Below are 18,904 nucleotides of genomic sequence, written 5' to 3' on the forward strand. Positions count from 1 at the left end.
AGATGCGATTCATCGCGTCTGTAATCAAGAATCGGTTAAATTGTGATTTAATTGTTGACAAAGCCTTTGAGAAAAATGACTCATTTTCTCTTGATGATGCATACTTAAAGCTTCAGTTTCTGCTTGCTTGATTAAATTTGTAATTTGTTCGTTGAGGATATCGGTAATTAGCCGATCTAAGTTGGCGAGACGCTCTGGTGTAGAATATTCTTGTGCTAGTTGGATGACAGCTTCTTTTAACTTTTGCAATGTTTGATGCTCGACATCAGCACGAAATTCTTTAAGTTTCAATAATCGGGTGACTTGATATTGAGCATCTAAGCCTAATTGTTTAGCGATCGCACTCATGGATAGCCTCTGACAATGGAATAATTGCAGCGCTAGCAAGAATTGATTTGATTTCTCTGAATCTTTCTTATTTAGCTTGTTGACTCGTGATTTTGTGACTTCATCTAAGGCTAAATCTAAACAATGCAAGATTTGATTTCTATATAAATTTAAAAATATTTCTTCATCATTACCATCTATTATCAAATTGTCAGAATCTGGTGCGGGTATTTGCTCTATTAAAGCAAAATTTTCATTGATTTGCACATCTAAAGATTCTGTGGCTAATAAACCACTTCTCACATGAATTCTATATTGTCGCAGCTTGTCTGCTAAATTTTGTAGTTGTCGCATCACATTTTCTGGAGATAAGCGAGATCTAGTTTTTGGCTGGGTTTTTGACTCTAATAATTGTGCCATTTTTGCTAATTGCTCAGATGTGGGTGGCGGACATTTGCTGCGGTTTCCCTGAGCAAGTTGTTGCCAGCGTTCAGCACGATATACTTTGTGATAAGCAGCGAGTAATTTTTGGGCTTGCTCAATTTCTTTGGGTGTGAGGTAATGAAATTCACCTAGAATTTTGGCTAATTGTTGAGGTTTGGTATCGTTCAAAATTGCCCAATCTCGTACCAAATACAATCCGCATTCTAAAAGAAATTTTTCAACTTCATCATGCTGTTTTACCTTGCGGCTTACCCAAGTTGTGAGCAGGCTTTTTTCGGGGTCAAAAGTTTGTAAAACTTCTCGCGCAAAGGATTGATATTTAGTTGCTGGTTCTAAACTATCATCGTCATCCAAAACATAACGAAATAAATCGCGCTCAGTAAATCCGTGAAAATCCCCAAATTGTCGAGCGAGGTGTAAACAAGCTTGTTGAATTTGCCAGGATATAAAACAGAGTAAACAGCGTTGTGCTAGTAAGGTTGGCTCTGTGGCAGCATTGCGAGATAATTCTAATAAGCGCTGCTGTATGACTGTGTCTGAGATTTCATGGATATTTGCTAAGTCTGCAAAGGTGGTAGTAAAAAAAGACTTGGCATTTTGCAGTTCTTTGAATTTGAGATTCCCGGTGCCATCTAGGGTTACTAGTGTCCAGTATTTTAACTTGCTCATTGGTAAATTTGTGTTTTTAATTATTAGTTGTTAATTGTCTCATCTCCCCTGGATTCGAGCCGTTATTGTTTCTTAACTCTCGGCGGGTTGGGGATATGCAGTTTTTGGGCTGCTGGTAAGGTGATTTTTTTGTAAAGTTTGGGCTGGGGGTTGAAAGGTGCATATAGTTGTTAACTTGTCTGATTCTACAAGCTTCAAACTATTGCATTGACAGACATCCCGCCAAGAACTAAAGTTCTTGGCTCATAGCTTAAGTCCACTCAAGTGGACTGGAATTGAGCTGAGTCTACTGAAGTAGACTTTGGCTATTAGCCTCTTAATTCATTCCCAGGCGGAATCACAACGAAGCGAGGGACATCCAATTTTTAAAATACCCAATAAATTTGTAGTGCGAGCGTCTCGCTCGCTGATGTTGAAAAGCGAGCAAGACTTCGGCGTGAGCGCTCAGTCGAACGCTGCTCGCACTACGGAAGATGGATAATTTATTTTTTGTAAGTCACCGAGAGAACAATGTAGATCGCCATTGAAAAATCATACTCACCATTCGCCAAGGCTGTTTGAAAGTTGCATACCCTTACCCGGCTGGGAGCTATGTAACATTAAGCCATCAAATAACGGGGGTATTGTGGTTAATTTATGTCAAAACTTCGCCAAATTTATCAAATATTTAGCATTTTTACCCAGCTAAAAAGACCACGCGGTAGGGGCACGGCATCAGTAAGATTATTATATTTACCAGAAAATTGTCGGTGCCGTGCCCCTACGAACGGATCTGTGGTTCAATTATCACCGAAACTGCTGTAATCCCCATCCACTCTTAACTTCATAATTCATAATTCATAATTCATAATTCATAATTCCTCATGCGTTTTCACAAAATTGCTCTAAGTTTCCTCGCCCTAGTTATCGCCACAGCTTCCACACCGATAACTTTCAGCCTTTGTGGAACGCCAGGAGAGTTACGAGTACTGGCGCAAACACCACAAGCTAGGCAAGCCGAAGCTGATAGACTGTTAAAGCAAGGTATTCAGCAGGCTCAAACCAGTCAATTTGAAGCAGCATTGCGATCGTGGCAACAAGCACTAATTATTTATCGAGAAATCAAAGACCGTCAAGGCGAAGGTGCGGCGCTGGGTAATCTCGGTCTTGCTTACTATTTTTTGGGAGACTATCCAAAAGCGATTGAGTACCAGCAGCAGAGATTAGCGATCGTGAAATTAAAGATAGATTAGGCGAGGGACAGTCCCTGGGTAATCTCGGTACTGCTTACTTTTCTTTGGGAGACTACCCAAAAGCCATTGAGTACCTTCAGCAGAGATTAGCGATCGCCCGTGAAATTAAAGATAGATTAGGCGAGGGACAGTCCCTGGGTAATCTCGGTGTTGCTTACCATGCATTGGGAGACTACCCAAAAGCCATTGAGTACATTCAGCAGAGATTAGCGATCGCCCGTGAAATTAAAGACAGATTAGGGGAGGGAAACGCGCTAGGTAATCTCGGTATTGCTTACCATGCATTGGGAGACTACCCAAAAGCCATTGAGTACCAACAGCAGCACTTAGCGATCGCTATTGAAATTAAAGATAGATTAGGAGAGAGTCAGGCGCTGGGTAATCTCGGTAATGCTTACTTTTCATTGAGAGACTACCCAAAAGCGATTGAGTACCACTCAGAAAGTTTAGCGATCGCTATTGAAATTAAAGATAGATTAGGCGAGGGGCAGTCCCTGGGTAGTCTCGGTCTTGCTTACCATGCATTGGGAGACTACCCAAAAGCCATTGAGTACTACCAACAGACATTAGCGATCGCCAAAGAAATTAAAGATAGACTAGGGGAGGGAAAGGCGCTGGGTAATTTCGGTAGTGCTTACTATTCTTTGGGAGACTACCCAAAAGCGATAGAGTACCACCAGCAGCACTTAGCGATCGCCAAAGAAATTCAAGATAGATTAGGCGAGGGACAGTCTTTAAACAATCTAGGATATATTTTCTACAAACAAGGTAATCTCGCCGCAGCAGAGAAAACTTTGTATGAGGGAATTAAGGTTTATGAATCTCTGCGAGATAAGAAATTAGCTGATACTAATAAAGTCTCTCTTTTTGACATCCAAAGCAACACCTACAGAACTTTACAACAAGTCCTCATTGCCCAAAATAAAACTGATGCTGCTTTAGAAATTGCCGAACGTGGTCGCGCTAGGGCGTTTGTTGAGTTGTTAGCATCTCGTTTATCTACTAATAATAAACAGGCGGATAAATCACCGCAAGCACCGACAATTGCTGAGATTAAACAAATTGCTAAACAGCAAAATGCAACTCTCGTTCAATATTCTATTATTATTGATGAATTCAAAGTTGCTGCTAAACAACAAGTTAAAGAATCAGACCTGTATATTTGGGTTGTCAAACCTACAGGTGAAGTCACATTCCGCAAAGTTGACCTTAAAACCCTGTGGCAAAAAGATAATACAACTTTAGATAAATTAGTGAATCAAAGCCGTCTAGGTATTGGTGTAGTTAGAGGTGGGCGTGCTGGTGGTATTATCTCCCAAGTAAATCCTGATGCTGCAAACGTTAAAAAGCCATTACAAAAACTGCATGATATTTTAATTAAAGATATCGCCGATCTGTTACCAAAAAATCCTAACGATAGAGTTATTTTCATTCCCCAAAGTTCTTTATTTCTTGCACCCTTCCCAGCTTTGCGTGATGAACAAGGTAAGTATTTAATTGAAAAACATACCATCCTCACCGCCCCAGCAATTCAAGTGTTAGATTTTACTCATCAATTAGGCGCAGGGAAACAAACTAATTATAATAACGCCTTGATTGTCGGTAATCCTACTATGCCTGTAGTGTCTACAGAACCGGGTAAACCTGCAACACAGTTAAGTTCACTACCAGGTGCGGAACTGGAAGCAAAGACTATTGCTAAGATGCTAAAAACTCAGGCGATTCTGGGTAAAGATGCGACGAAAGCCAATATATTGCAACGCTTATCTTCAGTTGATGTAATTCATCTTGCTACTCACGGTTGGGCTGATGATAACCGGGGTTTGGGTAGCTGGATTGCTTTTGCACCATCGGGTAAGGATGATGGTTTACTCAAGGCTGAGGAAATTTTAGATTTAAAATTAAAAGCGCAATTAGTGGTTTTAAGTGCTTGTGAAACGGGGAAAGGACAACTTTCCGGTGATGGGGTGATTGGGTTGTCGCGTTCGTTAATTTCTGCGGGGGTTCCTAGCGTGTTGGTGTCGTTGTGGCAAGTACCGGATGAACCGACACAATATTTAATGGTGGAGTTTTATAAAAGTTTGCAAACTCAGCCTGATAAGGCGTTGGCGTTGCGTCAGGCGATGTTGAAGACTAAGGAGAAGTTTCCAAACCCTGTGAATTGGGCGGCGTTTACATTAATTGGGGAAAGATAATTCGTAATTATTTAGGAAATCTCTAATAAGCTAATGCGCGTCTAGATTGCATAACTACCAATCAGGGCTATTAACTGTTGACAGTCAACAGTCAACGGTCAACATTCAACAGAACTCACGATAGATTGTGCAACTTAAAAGCAGAATAGCTGATCGATAGATTTTTTGTGAGGAGACGGGGTTTTGCTCATTGGTGTCAACTTAAGGCGAAACCCACTTGGCGACAACGTTCTGCCCTCACCCCCAGCCCCTCTCCCCTGGGGAGAGGGGAGTAAATTCCCCTTCTCCTGGGGGAGAAGGGGTAAGGGGATGAGGGTGAGGGTTTTTGTACAACACGCGCAGTATATAGCTTTTAGCTTAAGTGTCTTGACAATATATTCTAGAGGGCATGGCAGTGCCAGTGCCCCTACAATCTGTTTTTTTTGCTGAAAATGCGCCAGCTTTATCATTTACACATATTGAGGACTGATTTTTAAATTTTTAGTAAAGAGAAATAGCAATTTCCTTCTCGTTTATCGAAATCAAGTACTCGTTTTTCTGTTTTAAGTAAGCAAAAAGCCATTTTACCTTCTCGTTAGGGACTTCCAAATAAAAAAATATACAACTATTTATTGTGGGGTGGGCGTCTCGCCCGCCCATAGTCAAAGGGCGCGATCGCACAACTCACAACTACAACTGATTCCTTGGCTAGTTGAGCATCAGCGTTCTATGGGTCTTGTGAAAGCCGTTCGCCAACGACACCGACGCAACGCCGCCAGGTCTGTTGACATTTGGACTTCTGCCTTAACTGGACACCAATGGCAAGATGCCCACCCCACAAGATTGAATAATTTATTTCTTGGAAGTCCCTTAGTGCCATTCTACCGAGAGAGCTTTTTTACAACCTGACCGACTTTTCAAACACCCTCTTAGCTAATGAACGTTGCAGCAACAAATATACAGAAGGCACAAAATATAAAGCAATTAAAGTAGCTCCACCTAAACCGCCGACAATGGTAATAGCCAGCGGTGGCCAAAAACCACTGGTATCTAATAATAAAGGTGTAAATCCAATAATAGTAGTTAAAGTAGTAGCAATGACATGACGGGTGGCACGGATGACCACTTTTCTGGCTGCATGGCGATCGCCTTGACGGGCTTTCGGGTCATGATTAAGGGAACTAAGAACAACAATTGAATCATTGACTGCAACGCCAATCAAACCAATCATGCCTAAAATTGCCGTAAATCCAAAAGGATAATTAAACACAGCTAACGATCCCAGTCCTAAACCCATCGCTAAAATAGCAACCACTAGGATAATGCTTGCCAAGCGAAAAGAACTAAAAGTCAGCACTAAACTGGCGATCATCATAATCATTAACACGCCAACAGTAGAGATCAGGTTACTTAAAGCATCACCCCGTTCCCCTTGTTCTCCCCCAAAATCCCAAGCATAACCAGAGGGTAGGCTAAAGTTAGTTGCTGTTAAACGCTCTTGAAAATCAGCCTGTACCTTAGCTGCTAGCATTCCTGCGGGAATAAAGCCCTGTACAGTATTAACTCTTTTGCCATTGCGGCGAGAAATCGTCACCACATCTGGAACAATTTCCACATTACCGACAGCAGATAAGGGAACAACTCCATTACCAGACTGATTTGAGTTTCCTGGAGATAAAAGGGTTGATGAAGCAATATCTCCTAAATTTCCCCGTTGTGATTCTGAGGTGCGCACTCGTACTGGTAATTCTTCCGTCCCCTCTAAAATCGAACCTCCGACTATTCCCTCTAAGTTGGTGTCTAATTGTCTAGCAACGGCAGTTTTATCTAATCCGGCTAAACGCAGTTGTTCTTCATCCAAATTTAATGCCAGTTTTGGTAAGGTTTCCGTTAAATTAGCGCGGGTATGAATGACATTGGGTGTTTTGGCTAATTCAGCTCGCAGTTGATCTCCTAACTCCCGCAGTCGATCTAAATCAGATCCATAAACTCGCAGTTCAATCGGTGCCTCAAAGGGTGGCCCTTGTTCTAATTGTCGGACAATAATCTGGGCTTCGGGAAAGGCTTGATCCAGTTCTTGTTGCAAGGTGCGGATTAAAGGGCCAGACTTGACATTTTTTTTGAGTTGCACAAGACCTTGAGCATAATTAGGAGAGTTTTCCCGATTTTGAATCACATTGTAATAAAATGGTGGCGCACTTTTGCCGATAAACCACTGGACATCGGCAATTTCGGGATGGCGTAACATCAATTCTCGCACCTGGGCCACTTGGAATTGTGTTTGTGGCAAAGATGCTTGAATAGGTAATTCAAAATTCAAATAAAATTGACCCCGATCTGTCGGTGGGAAAAATTGCTGCTCTAGATTAGCTGCGGACATAAAGCCCCACAACGGCAGAATCAAGATTAAAGCCATACTTAATAAAGGCTTGCTGAAGGTGCGATCTAGACTCCAACTGTAAAATTGTCCTAAGTGCTCATGGGAAAAACCCACTTGCCACCAACTTCCTGATGCTGGTGTGGGTTTCCAATAATGCAACCGTCCTGCTAAAGCGGGAATTACCGTTAGAGCTAGGAATAAAGAACTAATTAGGGCTAAAATCACTGTTACGCCAATGGTGCCGGTAAATTCTCCGGTTCCCCCAGGTGCAGTGGCGATCGGCACAAAAGCTAGAACACTGGTAAATGTCGATGCGAATAAGGGAGAAAAAATTTCCCGGACAGTATGAGCAACTGCTTTTTTAGGTGTTAATCCTTCTCGTAGATAAATTTGAACTTCATCTACGACGATAATGGCATTATCAATTAACAGTCCCAAGGCGATGATCAGACCTGTTACGGAAATTTGATGTAAGGGCACCCCTAACAGTTTCATGCTTCCAAAGACCATGAAAACAGATAGGGGTAAAGCGGAACCGACAATTAAAGAAGACTTCCAGCCCATCATGACTAGGGTAATGCCAACTACCAAAACAGCCCCAGTGATTAAATTTATTAACACCTCGTTGAGCCGCTGTTCTACGTAATGACTTTGGTCAAACAGTATTTGCAGACCAACCCCGTTTGGCAGCTGTTGCTGGAATTTCTTTAAGGTTGTCTTGGCGATCGCGGCCCAAGAATCAAGGCGCTGTTGTGATTCTACAAACGCAGAGATGGCGATCGCCCGACGACCATTTACTAAAGCCAATTCTCTAGGGGGATCTAAAATTCCCTTCTTAATCTGAGCAATATCCCCTAGTCGGACTACATTGCTAGAGTTACCCGATTGAATCGCTAAACGATTAAGACGATCCAGTGAATCGAGTTCTCCATTAATTTCTAATAATAAATTACTTTGGCTGCTCCGTAGTTGCCCGGCGGCAACTTTCGCATCACTTTGTAAAATTTGTTGAGATAGGGATTGTATGGTTAACCCTAAATTGGTCAGTTGTTTTGGGTTAACCTCAATGGTAACTTCTTCTTGGGGAGTGCCAAACTGCTCTACTTTTTCTGTGCCCCCAATCAAACGTAATTGCTCGTCTAATTCTTGCGCCCAACGGCTTAAAATCGCATAGTTGGGAGCTGATTCCAAGTCCCAAGTTAAAGCGGCAATTAAAGCATTAGCTTTAGGTTGAGACTGTTCAAATTTAGGAGTTGCAGCCGATGAGGGCAATTGGGGAATCGCATCATTGATTTTAGCCCGCACCCGTGACCACACAGGATCGACATCCTTAATCGTTTCGTCTAATTCAACTGTAATACTAGAAAATCCCAGGCGTGAGGTGGATTCGATATTATTAATTTCTTCGATTTCAAACAGAGATTTTTCTAATTTATCGGCGATCAGGGTTTCGACCCGTTCTGGAGCAGCACCCGGAAAACTCGTGGTAATCACTGCAAATCGGGGAGTAATTTCTGGATCTTCGATGCGAGGTAAACTGAAAAACGAAGATAAACCCCAAACAGCGATCGCTAAAACTGTTAAAATCAGTAATCTGACATTGCGATAAAAAAGATTAGTCATTTGTCATTTGTCATTTGTCATTGGTCATTTTTCCGCGTCCCCGTGTCTCAGCGTCCCTGCGTCCCCGCGTCATTCTTATCGTAAGTATTGAGGCAACTTGATATTATTTGGAACTTGCTGATGAGGAAGGACGCACCTTTTGTCCAGGAACTAGGCGATTTGTGCCCTTAGTAATAATTTGTTCATTTCCTTGTAGGGTTCCCCGTACCAAAACCCGTTCACCGTCAGTATAAAGGATTTCCACATCCCGACGTTCTACTTCAAAGCCTCCGGGGACTGTACCTAAAATATAGACAGACCACAACCCCCGTATACCACGTACTAATGCTGTTGTTGGCAGCCAATACCCGGAAGCTGGTATCTTTTGTTGTAGTGGCCAATTGACGATTTGTCCTGTTGTTACAGTTTTACTGGCAGCATCCTCCAGTTTTAAAACCACAGTTATGGTACGAGTAGCTTTGTCCAGTTCCGGTAAGAAAGAAGCAACAGTTGCGCGATAGGATGTTTCACCCACCTGTATTGATTGAACTTCCCCGATTTTTATTTGAGAAGTGAGGGATGCAGGGATGCCAATATGAGCTTTCACCTGATCTATTTGAACCAAACGGACAATCGCTTGTCCACTAGAGACGGCTGTGCCTAGATCAAGATAACGCTGAGAAATCTTACCCGAAAAAGGAGCTTTAAGAACACTTTTTTCTAAATCAATATCTAAACTCGCTAGACGGCTTTCTAATTGTTTGAGGGTGGCTTGTTGAGCCTCAATCACTTCTTGTCGAGTCCCAGCTAATAATTCATCGAGTTGACTTTGGGCTTGTTTTACTCTGGCCTGTTGAGCGCTAATCACTTCTTTTCGAGTCCCGGCTAATAACTCATCAAGTTGGCTTTGGGCTTGTTTTACCTTGGCCTGTTGACTATTAACATCGGTAATCGCTTCGTCAAGTTGTTCGCGCGCGATCGCTCCTTGATTATAGAGGGATTCTCGTCGCTGACTTTTAGAGCGTGCTAATTCTAGCTGTTCCTGTAAATTATTGACATTAGCCCGCGCTGCTGCGATCGTTTGTATCCGAGGCCCCGCTTGCATTTCCTTGAGTAGCGCCCGTTCTTGAGCCAGTTTAGCTCGTGCTGCATCAATAGTTTCTGCCCTAGGTCCTGCTTGCAACTCTCTCAATTGAGAAAGTGCCTGTTGCTTTTGAGCCAATAATTCTTGCTTTTGTGCTGTCAACTGACTGGTATCTAAACGGGCTAAGGGAGTCCCTGCACTCACCCATTGTCCTGCTTCCACCGCAAGTTGGACAACTTTACCAGCCCGTTCAAATCCTAAATTACTGCTATTTTCGGCAACAATTTCTCCTGTATAAGTACGAGACTGCTGATAGGAACTGGCAGCAACTAAATTATCCACTTCCACCGACAGGAAATTTTTATTTTCTGCCACTGCGGGACTAATAGGTTCTACCGTTTGACGACTTGAACCCAGCCAAAAACCAATTCCCAACAGCAGTAAGCTACTCAGGCATAATCCCCAAGAAAACCTCAAACAGCGTTTAGGAGTTTTATTCTGTTCAGCAGGGGAGACAGAAATCTCTATAGTTTCTTCCGGTGATGGACATGAAGCAGGATTAATATCTTGCATATTAACTATTTTCCTAAAGCACTATCTGATGGTTACTATTAATATGAATTCCTTAGGTATTAATTACTGAAGAAATATTGCCCCAGAATTAATTTAACAACGATGACGATTTTTATTTTTGAACCGAGAGGCAAAAACTAGTAAACCTAGCCCCAAAGAACCAACTGTCATAGAAGGTTCAGGAACCTCTACAATTCTCAATTGAGCTGGAAAACGAATCGAGACAATGGGATCAAAACGTCCGAAAGGATCGGAGACAGAGACGAAATCAGGAACAACTCCCGCATCTTCACTCACCAGTTGGATTTTATTACGCCCTACATCTGCTAAAAACGCATCAGCTAAATCATTACTTAATCCACTAAGTCCCCCAACTTTAAACGCACTAAAGGGGTTACTAATAATGGCTTCGGTATCATCATTAGGATCGCGGGTTGCGCCATATTCCAAAAATGAATAAATATCGCTATAGCCAAAGGTAATAAATTTGGTGTCATCTAGCAGTAAAAAGCTTTCTACTTCATCAGGATTAGCCGAATAGATACGTTCTTCTAATGTGGAAGTAGGAGAAGAAAAATAGTTTTGACCATTGATATCCTCCCCTAAATTCCAGGTTTTGGTAAAGTCCCTATCTTTGGCACCAAAACTAAACCCAATGCGATCAGTGGTAATGTCATTCGTAGTTAAGAAAGACGCAAACTTGGTAAATCCTGTAATGTCATTGAGTAAGGTAGCTGCTTGTCTTGCCCCTGGCAGATTTTCCGGGCTAAAGTCAATTCCCGCAGCATAATAGGGAGCAGGATTATTAGGAGAATTAAGACTCATTTCTATGTGACCAAATCCATATGCCACAAATCCTTGCGGATCGGGATCTGTCGCACCCACTCGCTCGCCAAATAATCGTAAACAGTTATTGGATTCAATCGGTCGAGTCTTGATATATTGGATTGAATCGTAATTGAATAAATTGCCACTTTCGCAAATTAGACTTGCAGCACGAGCTGGTACTGCGGATATCATGGTTGCGGTTGCGGTGACAGTCATCCCAAGTAACAGAGAAAAATACTGAGTGCGCATGGTTAGTTATTTGACTCCAAATAATGATATTGGACTAGTATTTGATTTTTGAAAAACCAAAAGGGTTAAGGGCTTACCGCACAAATGGTCTTAGTTCTCAGTATACCTAGGAAGAATTATGTAGGATTCGTATACATGAAAAAATTACGGTTTAACAACTTTCTTCATGAAAAATTAATACTCAAATTGCTGAATGCTATTACCAAAACCTTGATTGAGCTTAGAGTTAGAGCATTTTAGACACTGCACGAATTATAACAGTATGTTAACAAAGCATTTGACCTCAAATCTAAGTAGTATCAGTGTTTTTGCTAGCCCTGGAAATCTTGATGATAAATCTGGGTTTTTCACCTCATGTTTATAGCCTTTTCTTTTTTTCTGGAAATTTTTTAACAACGATTAATTCTGAGAAAAAACAATTCGATTTTGATTAGCAGTAATCATTGTTTTTACCTAGGCTTGATATTTGCGTTTTACAATTAACCCTAAACCAGCGGTAAATAAAATTCCTAAAATACCAGAAGGTTCAGGGACAGAGACGGGTACAAATTCACGATCTGCCCTAGCCAAAGCAACTTGTACACCTGCCACTGACTGAGTCGCCCCTGCTGCTATCAGAAAATTACTAAACTCTTTAGTGATGACAACTCCTACTGGTTCTAGTGACCAAGTATGATTTTCTAAATCAACGTTAGGAAATTCAGGTTCTACAGTTGTGAAAACTCTTAAACCTGTATTGGCTGTATCTGTGATCCAAACAAAGAACGGTTGAGGAATATTCGGATCGGTATTAATTTCAGAGGAAGCAGAAAAATTTCCTATCTGCAATACAGGGGGGAGATTGAGCTTAGTTTGATCCACATTAAAGAAAATACTCCCTGTAAATTCAGTGGTTCCGCTAATAGTTCCGTAATTTCCTGTTTTACTATCGTAACTGAAGACCCAGTTAGTTCCGCGTATTTTAGGGTTTGAACTTCCAGGAAGAATATCAAAAGCATGATCGTATCCTGGTGCAGGAGTATCTGTGCTTTTAATGGATCTTAAAGATAAGCCAATCCTTTCTAAGAACGCTAGTCCATCAGGATCAAAGGTAAGACTTTCTTTTCCTCCCGTTTCAATATAAGTAACAGGTTCAGCTTGAACAGGAAGAGCTGTATTCAGAGCAATTACAGAAGCTAATCCCAACACAGCCGTCCAAAAATTTTTGTTCATTACTCAGTTCCTATGCAGTAGACCTATTTGATACGTGAGAAAACACTGACAAAATCATAGAGTATTAATTATGACAAAATTTGGGACTGTAGAGATGTGGATGCAATCATTAGATGATTTTAATAGTTATGTATTAAAACTGACCTTTTTTTAGACGCTCAACTAATTCAACAGCACAACCAATGCCACTTTCATGAAAGCCATAGGAATCTATACCTCGCTTTTTAATATGGAAATATGTACCGGAAAAATAAATAGGCCCGGTTTCATTTAACTGATAAATTTGTTTTTGAGCTTCTAAAGTATTCATATCATAAGCAGGATGTCTATACTTAATAACCCTGATGATTTTATCTTGATCAATCGCCATAGGAGGAGTGTCTAAAGAAACAAAATAATCCTTCTTGGCTTCAAAACTATGTACCTTGTTGGAATAATAAGTGACATAGGTATAAAGCTGCCCTTCCTTAACAACTTGACCATAATTCCAAGATTGCCATTTGCTGCGATCTGGGTTCATAATAACTGGATCTGTATGAACCGTTACAGCTGTTTCATTATATTTAAAACAGCCCAGTACTTTTTGCTCTAATTCAGTCGGTTCTGCAAGAATTTCCAGGGCTTGATCGGCATGAGTTGCAATCACAACTTTATCAAAAACTGCTTCATCGTTTTTAGTTTTGACGATTACTTTCCCATCTGAGCGTTTTTTGACGGAAATAACTTCTTGCTGGGTCTTAATTGGCTTTTTCAGGGCATCTTTAACCTTTTCAACGTAGCGACTACTTCCTCCTTTTACTGTTTCCCATTCTACAGTTTTGCCTCCTAACCCGCCTTGATCGTGGGTCATAAAAAAGCTGATAAAAGTTGAAGCAGGAAATTCCATTAGTAAATCAGTTGGGATTGACCAAACAGCCGAACCCATCAACATCACAAAGTTATCTCGGAAACCTTGACTGTAATTATTGGCATCCAAATATTCTTGCATCGAAACTCTGGTTTTTCCTTCCCAAAAATCAGAGCGAGCCTCAGAAAAGAAACGTTTAGCTTCGTGATAACAAGCAACTAATTCTGGAGGTTGCTGACGTTGAAATTCTTCTAAAGAAAGTTCTAAATCTAGGGAATTAAACTGCATCCCGCTATCTAGATTATAGAAATTAAACCCTCCTAAATGGTTTTGAGTTTCTACCCCTAAATCAGCAAAGAATTTCATGAGGTTGGGATAATTAGGCTTGTTACAGACTACAAAAGCTGTATCAAGAGAAATTCGGTGACCATCTTCATCTAAATCTAAGGTATGAGCATGACCCCCAACACGACTACTTTTTTCGTATACTTCAATGTCGTATTGGTCTTGAAGATAATAGGCAATAGGAGTACCTGAAATACCAGAGCCAATAATCGCTAACTTTTTCATAGATTATGCTACCCAATTTAGTATCGTACTTACGTAGAATGTATATTTTCTAAAATATTCATCATTTGTAAATTGAGTTTAGTTTTTTTTTAATCCTCATACCATGGATTATTTTCTGCCAAAAATGGAGATTTTTTATGTATCAGTACTTAGCAAAATTAGTGTTTAGAAACTACAGACCAGTCGCCACCCTATGCAAAGCCTCTACGCGCCCATCCGTGACAGGTTAAGATAATTGCACTTTTTGAATATTTCCTGGATGCGATCGCTTAAAGCTTGTAAAGAAGAAAACAGTTCATTTTTAAGTGGTTTTTGAGGATCTGCCGCCATTAAGATCGGGTTGAGTTCGGGAGAATAGGGTGAAGGTGGTTTGGGTGACGACAACTTAGAAGGCGATGCTGGTAGCGATGTTCTTCTCGGTGGTGGTAATCACGATTACCTATACGGTCACAATCAAGCAGCCAGCAATGATGATAACGCCATTGACTATCTTTATGGTGACTTCGGCACTAATGGTAGTGAAACCGATGCAGGTAATGACCAACTGCGCGGTCAAGGGGGGAATGACTATTTAGTCGAAAATACCGATCGCGATCGCAGAGGTAGGGTTAAAGGAACGTTGGATAACGCAGATTTAGCATTGGTACGACTTTTGGGGGAAGGTGATACTGCTGTAATAACAGGGGTAAATGAACATCGATACTGGCTTCAAAATTTAACCGCAGCTAACAACTTGAGTAGAGGGTTGAGATTCAAGAGTAACACGATGATGGCATAAATAAGTTACTTTTAATACTAAATAGTATTAATTATTAAAAAATGTAAAGAAATAACGTAAACATTCTGATACTTTTTGAAGGGCAAAGAGTAAGAAAGGCTTACTGTTCATTTCTCATGATTAAGAAAAAACACTACACACTCCATCAGTATAAAGTGGTGTGTTAACGCTGCACAGGTATAAAATCTCTAGTTAATTTACTTTCATTCTTGCCTCTTTTACCCCTTTAGTGCATAAATTGTGAAACTCGCACCTATAAAGAAGATATAGCATCACCCACAGAATGAGGCTTTTATCTATGCGTCAATCCTACTTGCTACAAATAATTACTATTCCAGGTGTCTTAATCGCAAAAATCAATTGTTAAGTAACGTAATAAGATTGCATAAAAACCGGGGATACTACTAATTAGTAAATACAAGGAACAAATGTAATCCCTTAAAATTTCGACAAAGTTGCTTGTATTCAAAGTCTGAAATCTAGTTAAAACTATCAATTACGAAAACTTAACATTATGTTGTCAAGCCTAAATATTCCCTCTGTTAACTCATATTCTCAGCCCAAGTTAGTTGAACCAATATCGCTGATTCAGAGTTTGATAAATCAAGTCAAAGAAGCAATATTTTGTTTAGATTCTCAAGGTCGTTTTCACTATATTAATGATGCCGCTTGCTCTTTATTAGGATATCCTAGACAAAAATTGTTAAATATGACTATCGATGAATTGGAGATAGATTTTTTACCCTCAACTTGGTCATACTACTGGAAATTACTTCAACAACAAACTTCTTTAACTTTTAAAAAGGTGTGTTCTTCTAAACTATATCAATCTATAGAAGTTACCATTAAAACTTTAGAGCATGGAAGCCAAATTTTGGGGTGTATTTTAGCCCGTACTTTCTCAACAAAAATACTGGATATTTCTGCTGAAGAAGGTTTATATTTAGAACAAAAAAATCAGCCGATTCCCCCATCTGCTAAGTTTTTATCAAGTTCTGAATTTTATCCTAATTGTCAGCAACTTAGACCAATTTTTGAGTTTATTGAGGAAAACTATCATCTACCTATTAGTCTTAATGACGTTGCCCAAGCTGTTGGTTATTCTCCAGCATATTTAACTAATTTAGTTAAGCGTCGAACCCAACTCACAATTATTGATTGGATTCTCGAAAGAAAAATGCTAGAAGCTCGTGCATTGTTAATTAACAGCAATAAATCTGTGACAGAAATTGCTATGGCTGTTGGTTTCACAGACGCTTATTATTTTTCTCGTCGTTTTAGCCAGTATCATAAAATTTCACCCAGAAGTTGGAGGCAAAAATACCAACTTCAGTCAGCCTAATTGCCGGGAGCATCCCAAATGTGCAAAAACGCCCTCACCCTATAAGGGTGGGGCTAGAAATACGAAGCCTGCCTTCGCAGGCTAAAAGTTTGATAGCCTGCGAAGGCAGGTTTTGTTGAGGTGCATTTGGGGCAAATATGCACACAAGTTATCAACCATTGTTCTTTTTCTAAGTTCGTATTCAAAGAATCTAAATAATCTTTGATTTTTTGAGAGCGATGATAACTAGCACCATCCCAAAGGATTAAGAGTTTTGCACCATGACGTTGTGAGCGAAGATATTCCAAAAAATTAATTAAAAAATCCATATTTTTCTAAAAAAAATCTATGGTTTATTGAGGATTAAATCTATAAACTAGGTATTAATTCAAATAGGATTTTTCCGGATTAAATCCATTCTTAGCTCTTGTTCTAACCGACATTGGTGAAAAATCATGAAAATTATTCAACCATACTCTGTAGAAGATATTCAAACCTGGCTAATTGATCAGTTTGCCCAACAACTCGATGTTGAGACAGATGATATTGATGTTGATGAGTCTTTTGATAATTATGACCTTGATTCTAGTAAAGCCTTAATTTTACTAGGTAGATTAGAAAAATGGTTAGGTAAAGAATTAAATCCTGTTTTAATTTTTAACTATCCAACTATTACTGCATTAGCTCACAGGTTAGGAGAATTATATCTTTAACTTTTCATATATCTCGACTTATTCATTCAATTGATTTAGGAGAAATTAGGCTGATGGTTATTAATGGTACTCACGAGTACGATGTTGTGATTATGGGGGCTGGTTTTGCAGGGGTTTGTCAAGCCCGACATTTACTATTAAATGTTCCCAATATTAAAATTGCTCTCATCGATCCCCGCCCTGAAGAAAGAACTAATAAAGATCTGAAAATTGGGGAATCTATGGTAGAAATTGCCGCATTATTTGTGTGCAAAGAATTGGGGCTATATGAATATATGATTGAAAATCATCCCCCTAAATATGCCCTTAATTTTCACTGGGCTAAAGATCCGAATAAAACTGAAACTATCAATGATTATTATCATGTCTGGGCAAATCGACAGTTTCCAATAGGAACATTTCAAATGAATCGAGCAAAATTTGAACGAGATTTGCTCAAAATGAATAAAGAGATGGGAGTTATTTTTTATCAAGGTCGTGTCATTGATATAGATATTACCCCAGAAGACGATCTCAACACCGTTCAAGTAAAAATGGTGGGGGGAGAATATCATCAATTAAAGGCGAAGCACGTGGTTGATGCAGCCGGTCGGAAATTTATCATAGGACGCAAAACGGATAATCTTCTCTTTGGTCCAGAAAATTTGTTTGGAGTTGATACAGGATCGGCTTGGGTACGAGTTAAAAATGTAGACCGGACTATCTTCCATAATGGTTATGATCCCTATGGTGCAACTTGTAGTCATTACTATGCTACTAACCATTGGTTTGGTCATGGACATTGGTTATGGATGATACCCACAGAAAAAGACTCTCAAGAAATTTCTATTGGCATTGCTCAACATCGTAGTGTGATTCCTGATAATCATATTAATACCCAAGAAAAGTTTTATGCTTTTCTCAAGGCGAATCATAATATTCTTTATCGGTTAGTGACTTCTGGGGAAAATGTAGATTTTCATTATCTTCCCAGGGTTTCTCATACTAGTAAAACCATGTTTTCTAAAGACAACTGGTATGTGGTTGGGGATTCAGCTTGTATTTTCGATCCCTTTTATTCTTTAGGAACAACCATGATTACTTTTGCCCTTGAAAGTATTACTGAGATTGTGCGGGCAAAACTAGCAGGGGAAACTGATGCCGAAGAAAAGCGGGTGGCTTACAATGATTTTAACCTTACTTATACCAGACTCAATAATCATTTGATTGAACATCATGATCGGCAATTAGGTAATGCCAGTATTATGAGTTGGCGTATTTATGGCGAGTATATGTGGTGGTTTGGTATTCAGATTCCCCTCTATGTTGGGAAATGGCATTTAGATCCTGGATTTATTTCCCGTTATGTACCAAAAGTCAAAGCCAACCTCAAAGGCTACTGGCACCATTTGTATCAACAGTTCAATCAGTTAGTTGAGCAGAAAAAGAATATTGGTTTTATGGATGCTCACCGGACAGATCAATTAATCTGGGGTTATCATACCCTGAAACACTTTGATGATTTCATTGAAAATACCAAATTAGAACCGCGACGTTGCAATGTCTTTGCAGGAATCAAAGCTACCAGCTTTTACACAGCAATTTGGTACGCGAAATTCCTTTGGAAAGGATTTGGCCCTTCTGCTTTTATTAACCGTAAGAATCTCTTTTATTTGTTTGAACACATTATTGGAGCAATTCAAGCAGCGATTACAGAATTGGTGTATAAATATTTGACCAAAGGACTTCCCGATAACAGTCAAATCGAACAAATGCGCCAAGAATTTACTAACTATCGTTATCAAGCAAAGCTGAATTCTTGGATAGAAGAAGACGCGGCAAACACCATAAAAAAAGTTCTGTCAATGTCTAAATAAAACAGGGATGTGAGAGGATTTTATTCCTCTCCGTAAATCATTTAG

The 18,904-nt window shown here is 39.9% G+C and carries 14 protein-coding genes and 1 pseudogene; 7 read left to right on the forward strand and 8 right to left on the reverse strand.

Annotated features, from left to right (window positions below):
- Positions 1-24: 24 nt before the first annotated feature.
- Positions 25-1,440, reverse strand: coding sequence for a hypothetical protein (locus AACW45_RS04845; RefSeq protein WP_190631641.1), 1,416 nt, complete (start codon positions 1,438-1,440; stop codon positions 25-27).
- Positions 1,441-2,303: 863 nt separating this feature from the next.
- Between AACW45_RS04845 and AACW45_RS04850 the strand changes: the two genes are divergently transcribed.
- The 3 genes from AACW45_RS04850 (at position 2,304) to AACW45_RS04860 (ending at position 5,755) form a co-directional block, all read left to right on the forward strand.
- A complete protein-coding gene (locus AACW45_RS04850) occupies positions 2,304-2,672 on the forward strand; it encodes a tetratricopeptide repeat protein (protein ID WP_306415016.1) in 369 nt (122 codons plus the stop codon).
- 44 nt (positions 2,673-2,716) lie between these two features.
- The gene (locus AACW45_RS04855; protein ID WP_306415015.1) at positions 2,717-4,867 is read left to right on the forward strand and encodes a CHAT domain-containing protein; all 2,151 of its coding nucleotides are present in this window, start codon (positions 2,717-2,719) and stop codon (positions 4,865-4,867) included.
- A gap of 618 nt (positions 4,868-5,485) precedes the next feature.
- Positions 5,486-5,755, forward strand: a complete 270-nt coding sequence (locus AACW45_RS04860) for a hypothetical protein (protein WP_190631908.1) — start codon at positions 5,486-5,488, stop codon at positions 5,753-5,755.
- On the opposite strand, the gene AACW45_RS04865 is transcribed toward AACW45_RS04860, so the two are convergent.
- From AACW45_RS04865 to AACW45_RS04890, 6 genes are all read right to left on the reverse strand, one after another.
- Entirely contained in the window at positions 5,745-8,849 is a 3,105-nt protein-coding gene (locus tag AACW45_RS04865) for an efflux RND transporter permease subunit (protein WP_190631643.1), read from the reverse strand. The genes AACW45_RS04860 and AACW45_RS04865 overlap by 11 nt on opposite strands.
- Positions 8,850-8,952: 103 nt before the next feature.
- Positions 8,953-10,485, reverse strand: coding sequence for an efflux RND transporter periplasmic adaptor subunit (locus AACW45_RS04870; RefSeq protein ID WP_190631646.1), 1,533 nt, complete (start codon positions 10,483-10,485; stop codon positions 8,953-8,955).
- A gap of 93 nt (positions 10,486-10,578) precedes the next feature.
- Positions 10,579-11,562, reverse strand: coding sequence for a PEP-CTERM sorting domain-containing protein (locus AACW45_RS04875; RefSeq protein WP_190631647.1), 984 nt, complete (start codon positions 11,560-11,562; stop codon positions 10,579-10,581).
- 453 nt (positions 11,563-12,015) lie between these two features.
- The gene (locus AACW45_RS04880) at positions 12,016-12,774 is read right to left on the reverse strand and encodes a PEP-CTERM sorting domain-containing protein (protein ID WP_190631649.1); all 759 of its coding nucleotides are present in this window, start codon (positions 12,772-12,774) and stop codon (positions 12,016-12,018) included.
- Between the two features lie 133 nt (positions 12,775-12,907).
- Positions 12,908-14,191, reverse strand: a complete 1,284-nt coding sequence (locus tag AACW45_RS04885; protein WP_190631651.1) for an NAD(P)/FAD-dependent oxidoreductase — start codon at positions 14,189-14,191, stop codon at positions 12,908-12,910.
- Between the two features lie 204 nt (positions 14,192-14,395).
- Complete coding sequence (locus AACW45_RS04890; protein ID WP_277880289.1) at positions 14,396-14,521, reverse strand: hypothetical protein; 126 nt, start codon at positions 14,519-14,521, stop codon at positions 14,396-14,398.
- Positions 14,522-14,561: 40 nt separating this feature from the next.
- Here AACW45_RS04890 and AACW45_RS04895 point away from each other — a divergent pair, with 40 nt between their 5' ends.
- Together AACW45_RS04895 and AACW45_RS04900 are read left to right on the forward strand one after the other, a co-directional pair.
- Positions 14,562-14,969, forward strand: a complete 408-nt coding sequence (locus tag AACW45_RS04895; protein ID WP_190631653.1) for a hypothetical protein — start codon at positions 14,562-14,564, stop codon at positions 14,967-14,969.
- A 514-nt stretch (positions 14,970-15,483) separates the two neighbouring features.
- A complete protein-coding gene (locus tag AACW45_RS04900) occupies positions 15,484-16,311 on the forward strand; it encodes an AraC family transcriptional regulator (RefSeq protein ID WP_190631654.1) in 828 nt (275 codons plus the stop codon).
- Positions 16,312-16,420: 109 nt separating this feature from the next.
- On the opposite strand, the pseudogene AACW45_RS04905 reads toward AACW45_RS04900, so the two are convergent.
- Positions 16,421-16,610: pseudogene (locus AACW45_RS04905) on the reverse strand (IS630 family transposase); the annotation flags it as partial.
- 135 nt (positions 16,611-16,745) lie between these two features.
- Between AACW45_RS04905 and AACW45_RS04910 the strand changes: the two are divergent.
- Together AACW45_RS04910 and AACW45_RS04915 are read left to right on the forward strand one after the other, a co-directional pair.
- Positions 16,746-17,003, forward strand: a complete 258-nt coding sequence (locus tag AACW45_RS04910; RefSeq protein WP_190631656.1) for an acyl carrier protein — start codon at positions 16,746-16,748, stop codon at positions 17,001-17,003.
- Between the two features lie 53 nt (positions 17,004-17,056).
- Positions 17,057-18,859 carry an NAD(P)/FAD-dependent oxidoreductase gene (locus AACW45_RS04915; RefSeq protein ID WP_190631658.1) on the forward strand — a complete coding sequence of 601 codons (1,803 nt, stop codon included), beginning with the start codon at positions 17,057-17,059 and terminating at the stop codon, positions 18,857-18,859.
- Positions 18,860-18,904: the final 45 nt, after the last annotated feature.

The organism is Calothrix sp. FACHB-168 (assembly GCF_963889195.1).
GTDB lineage: Bacteria > Cyanobacteriota > Cyanobacteriia > Cyanobacteriales > Nostocaceae > Aulosira > Aulosira anomala_A.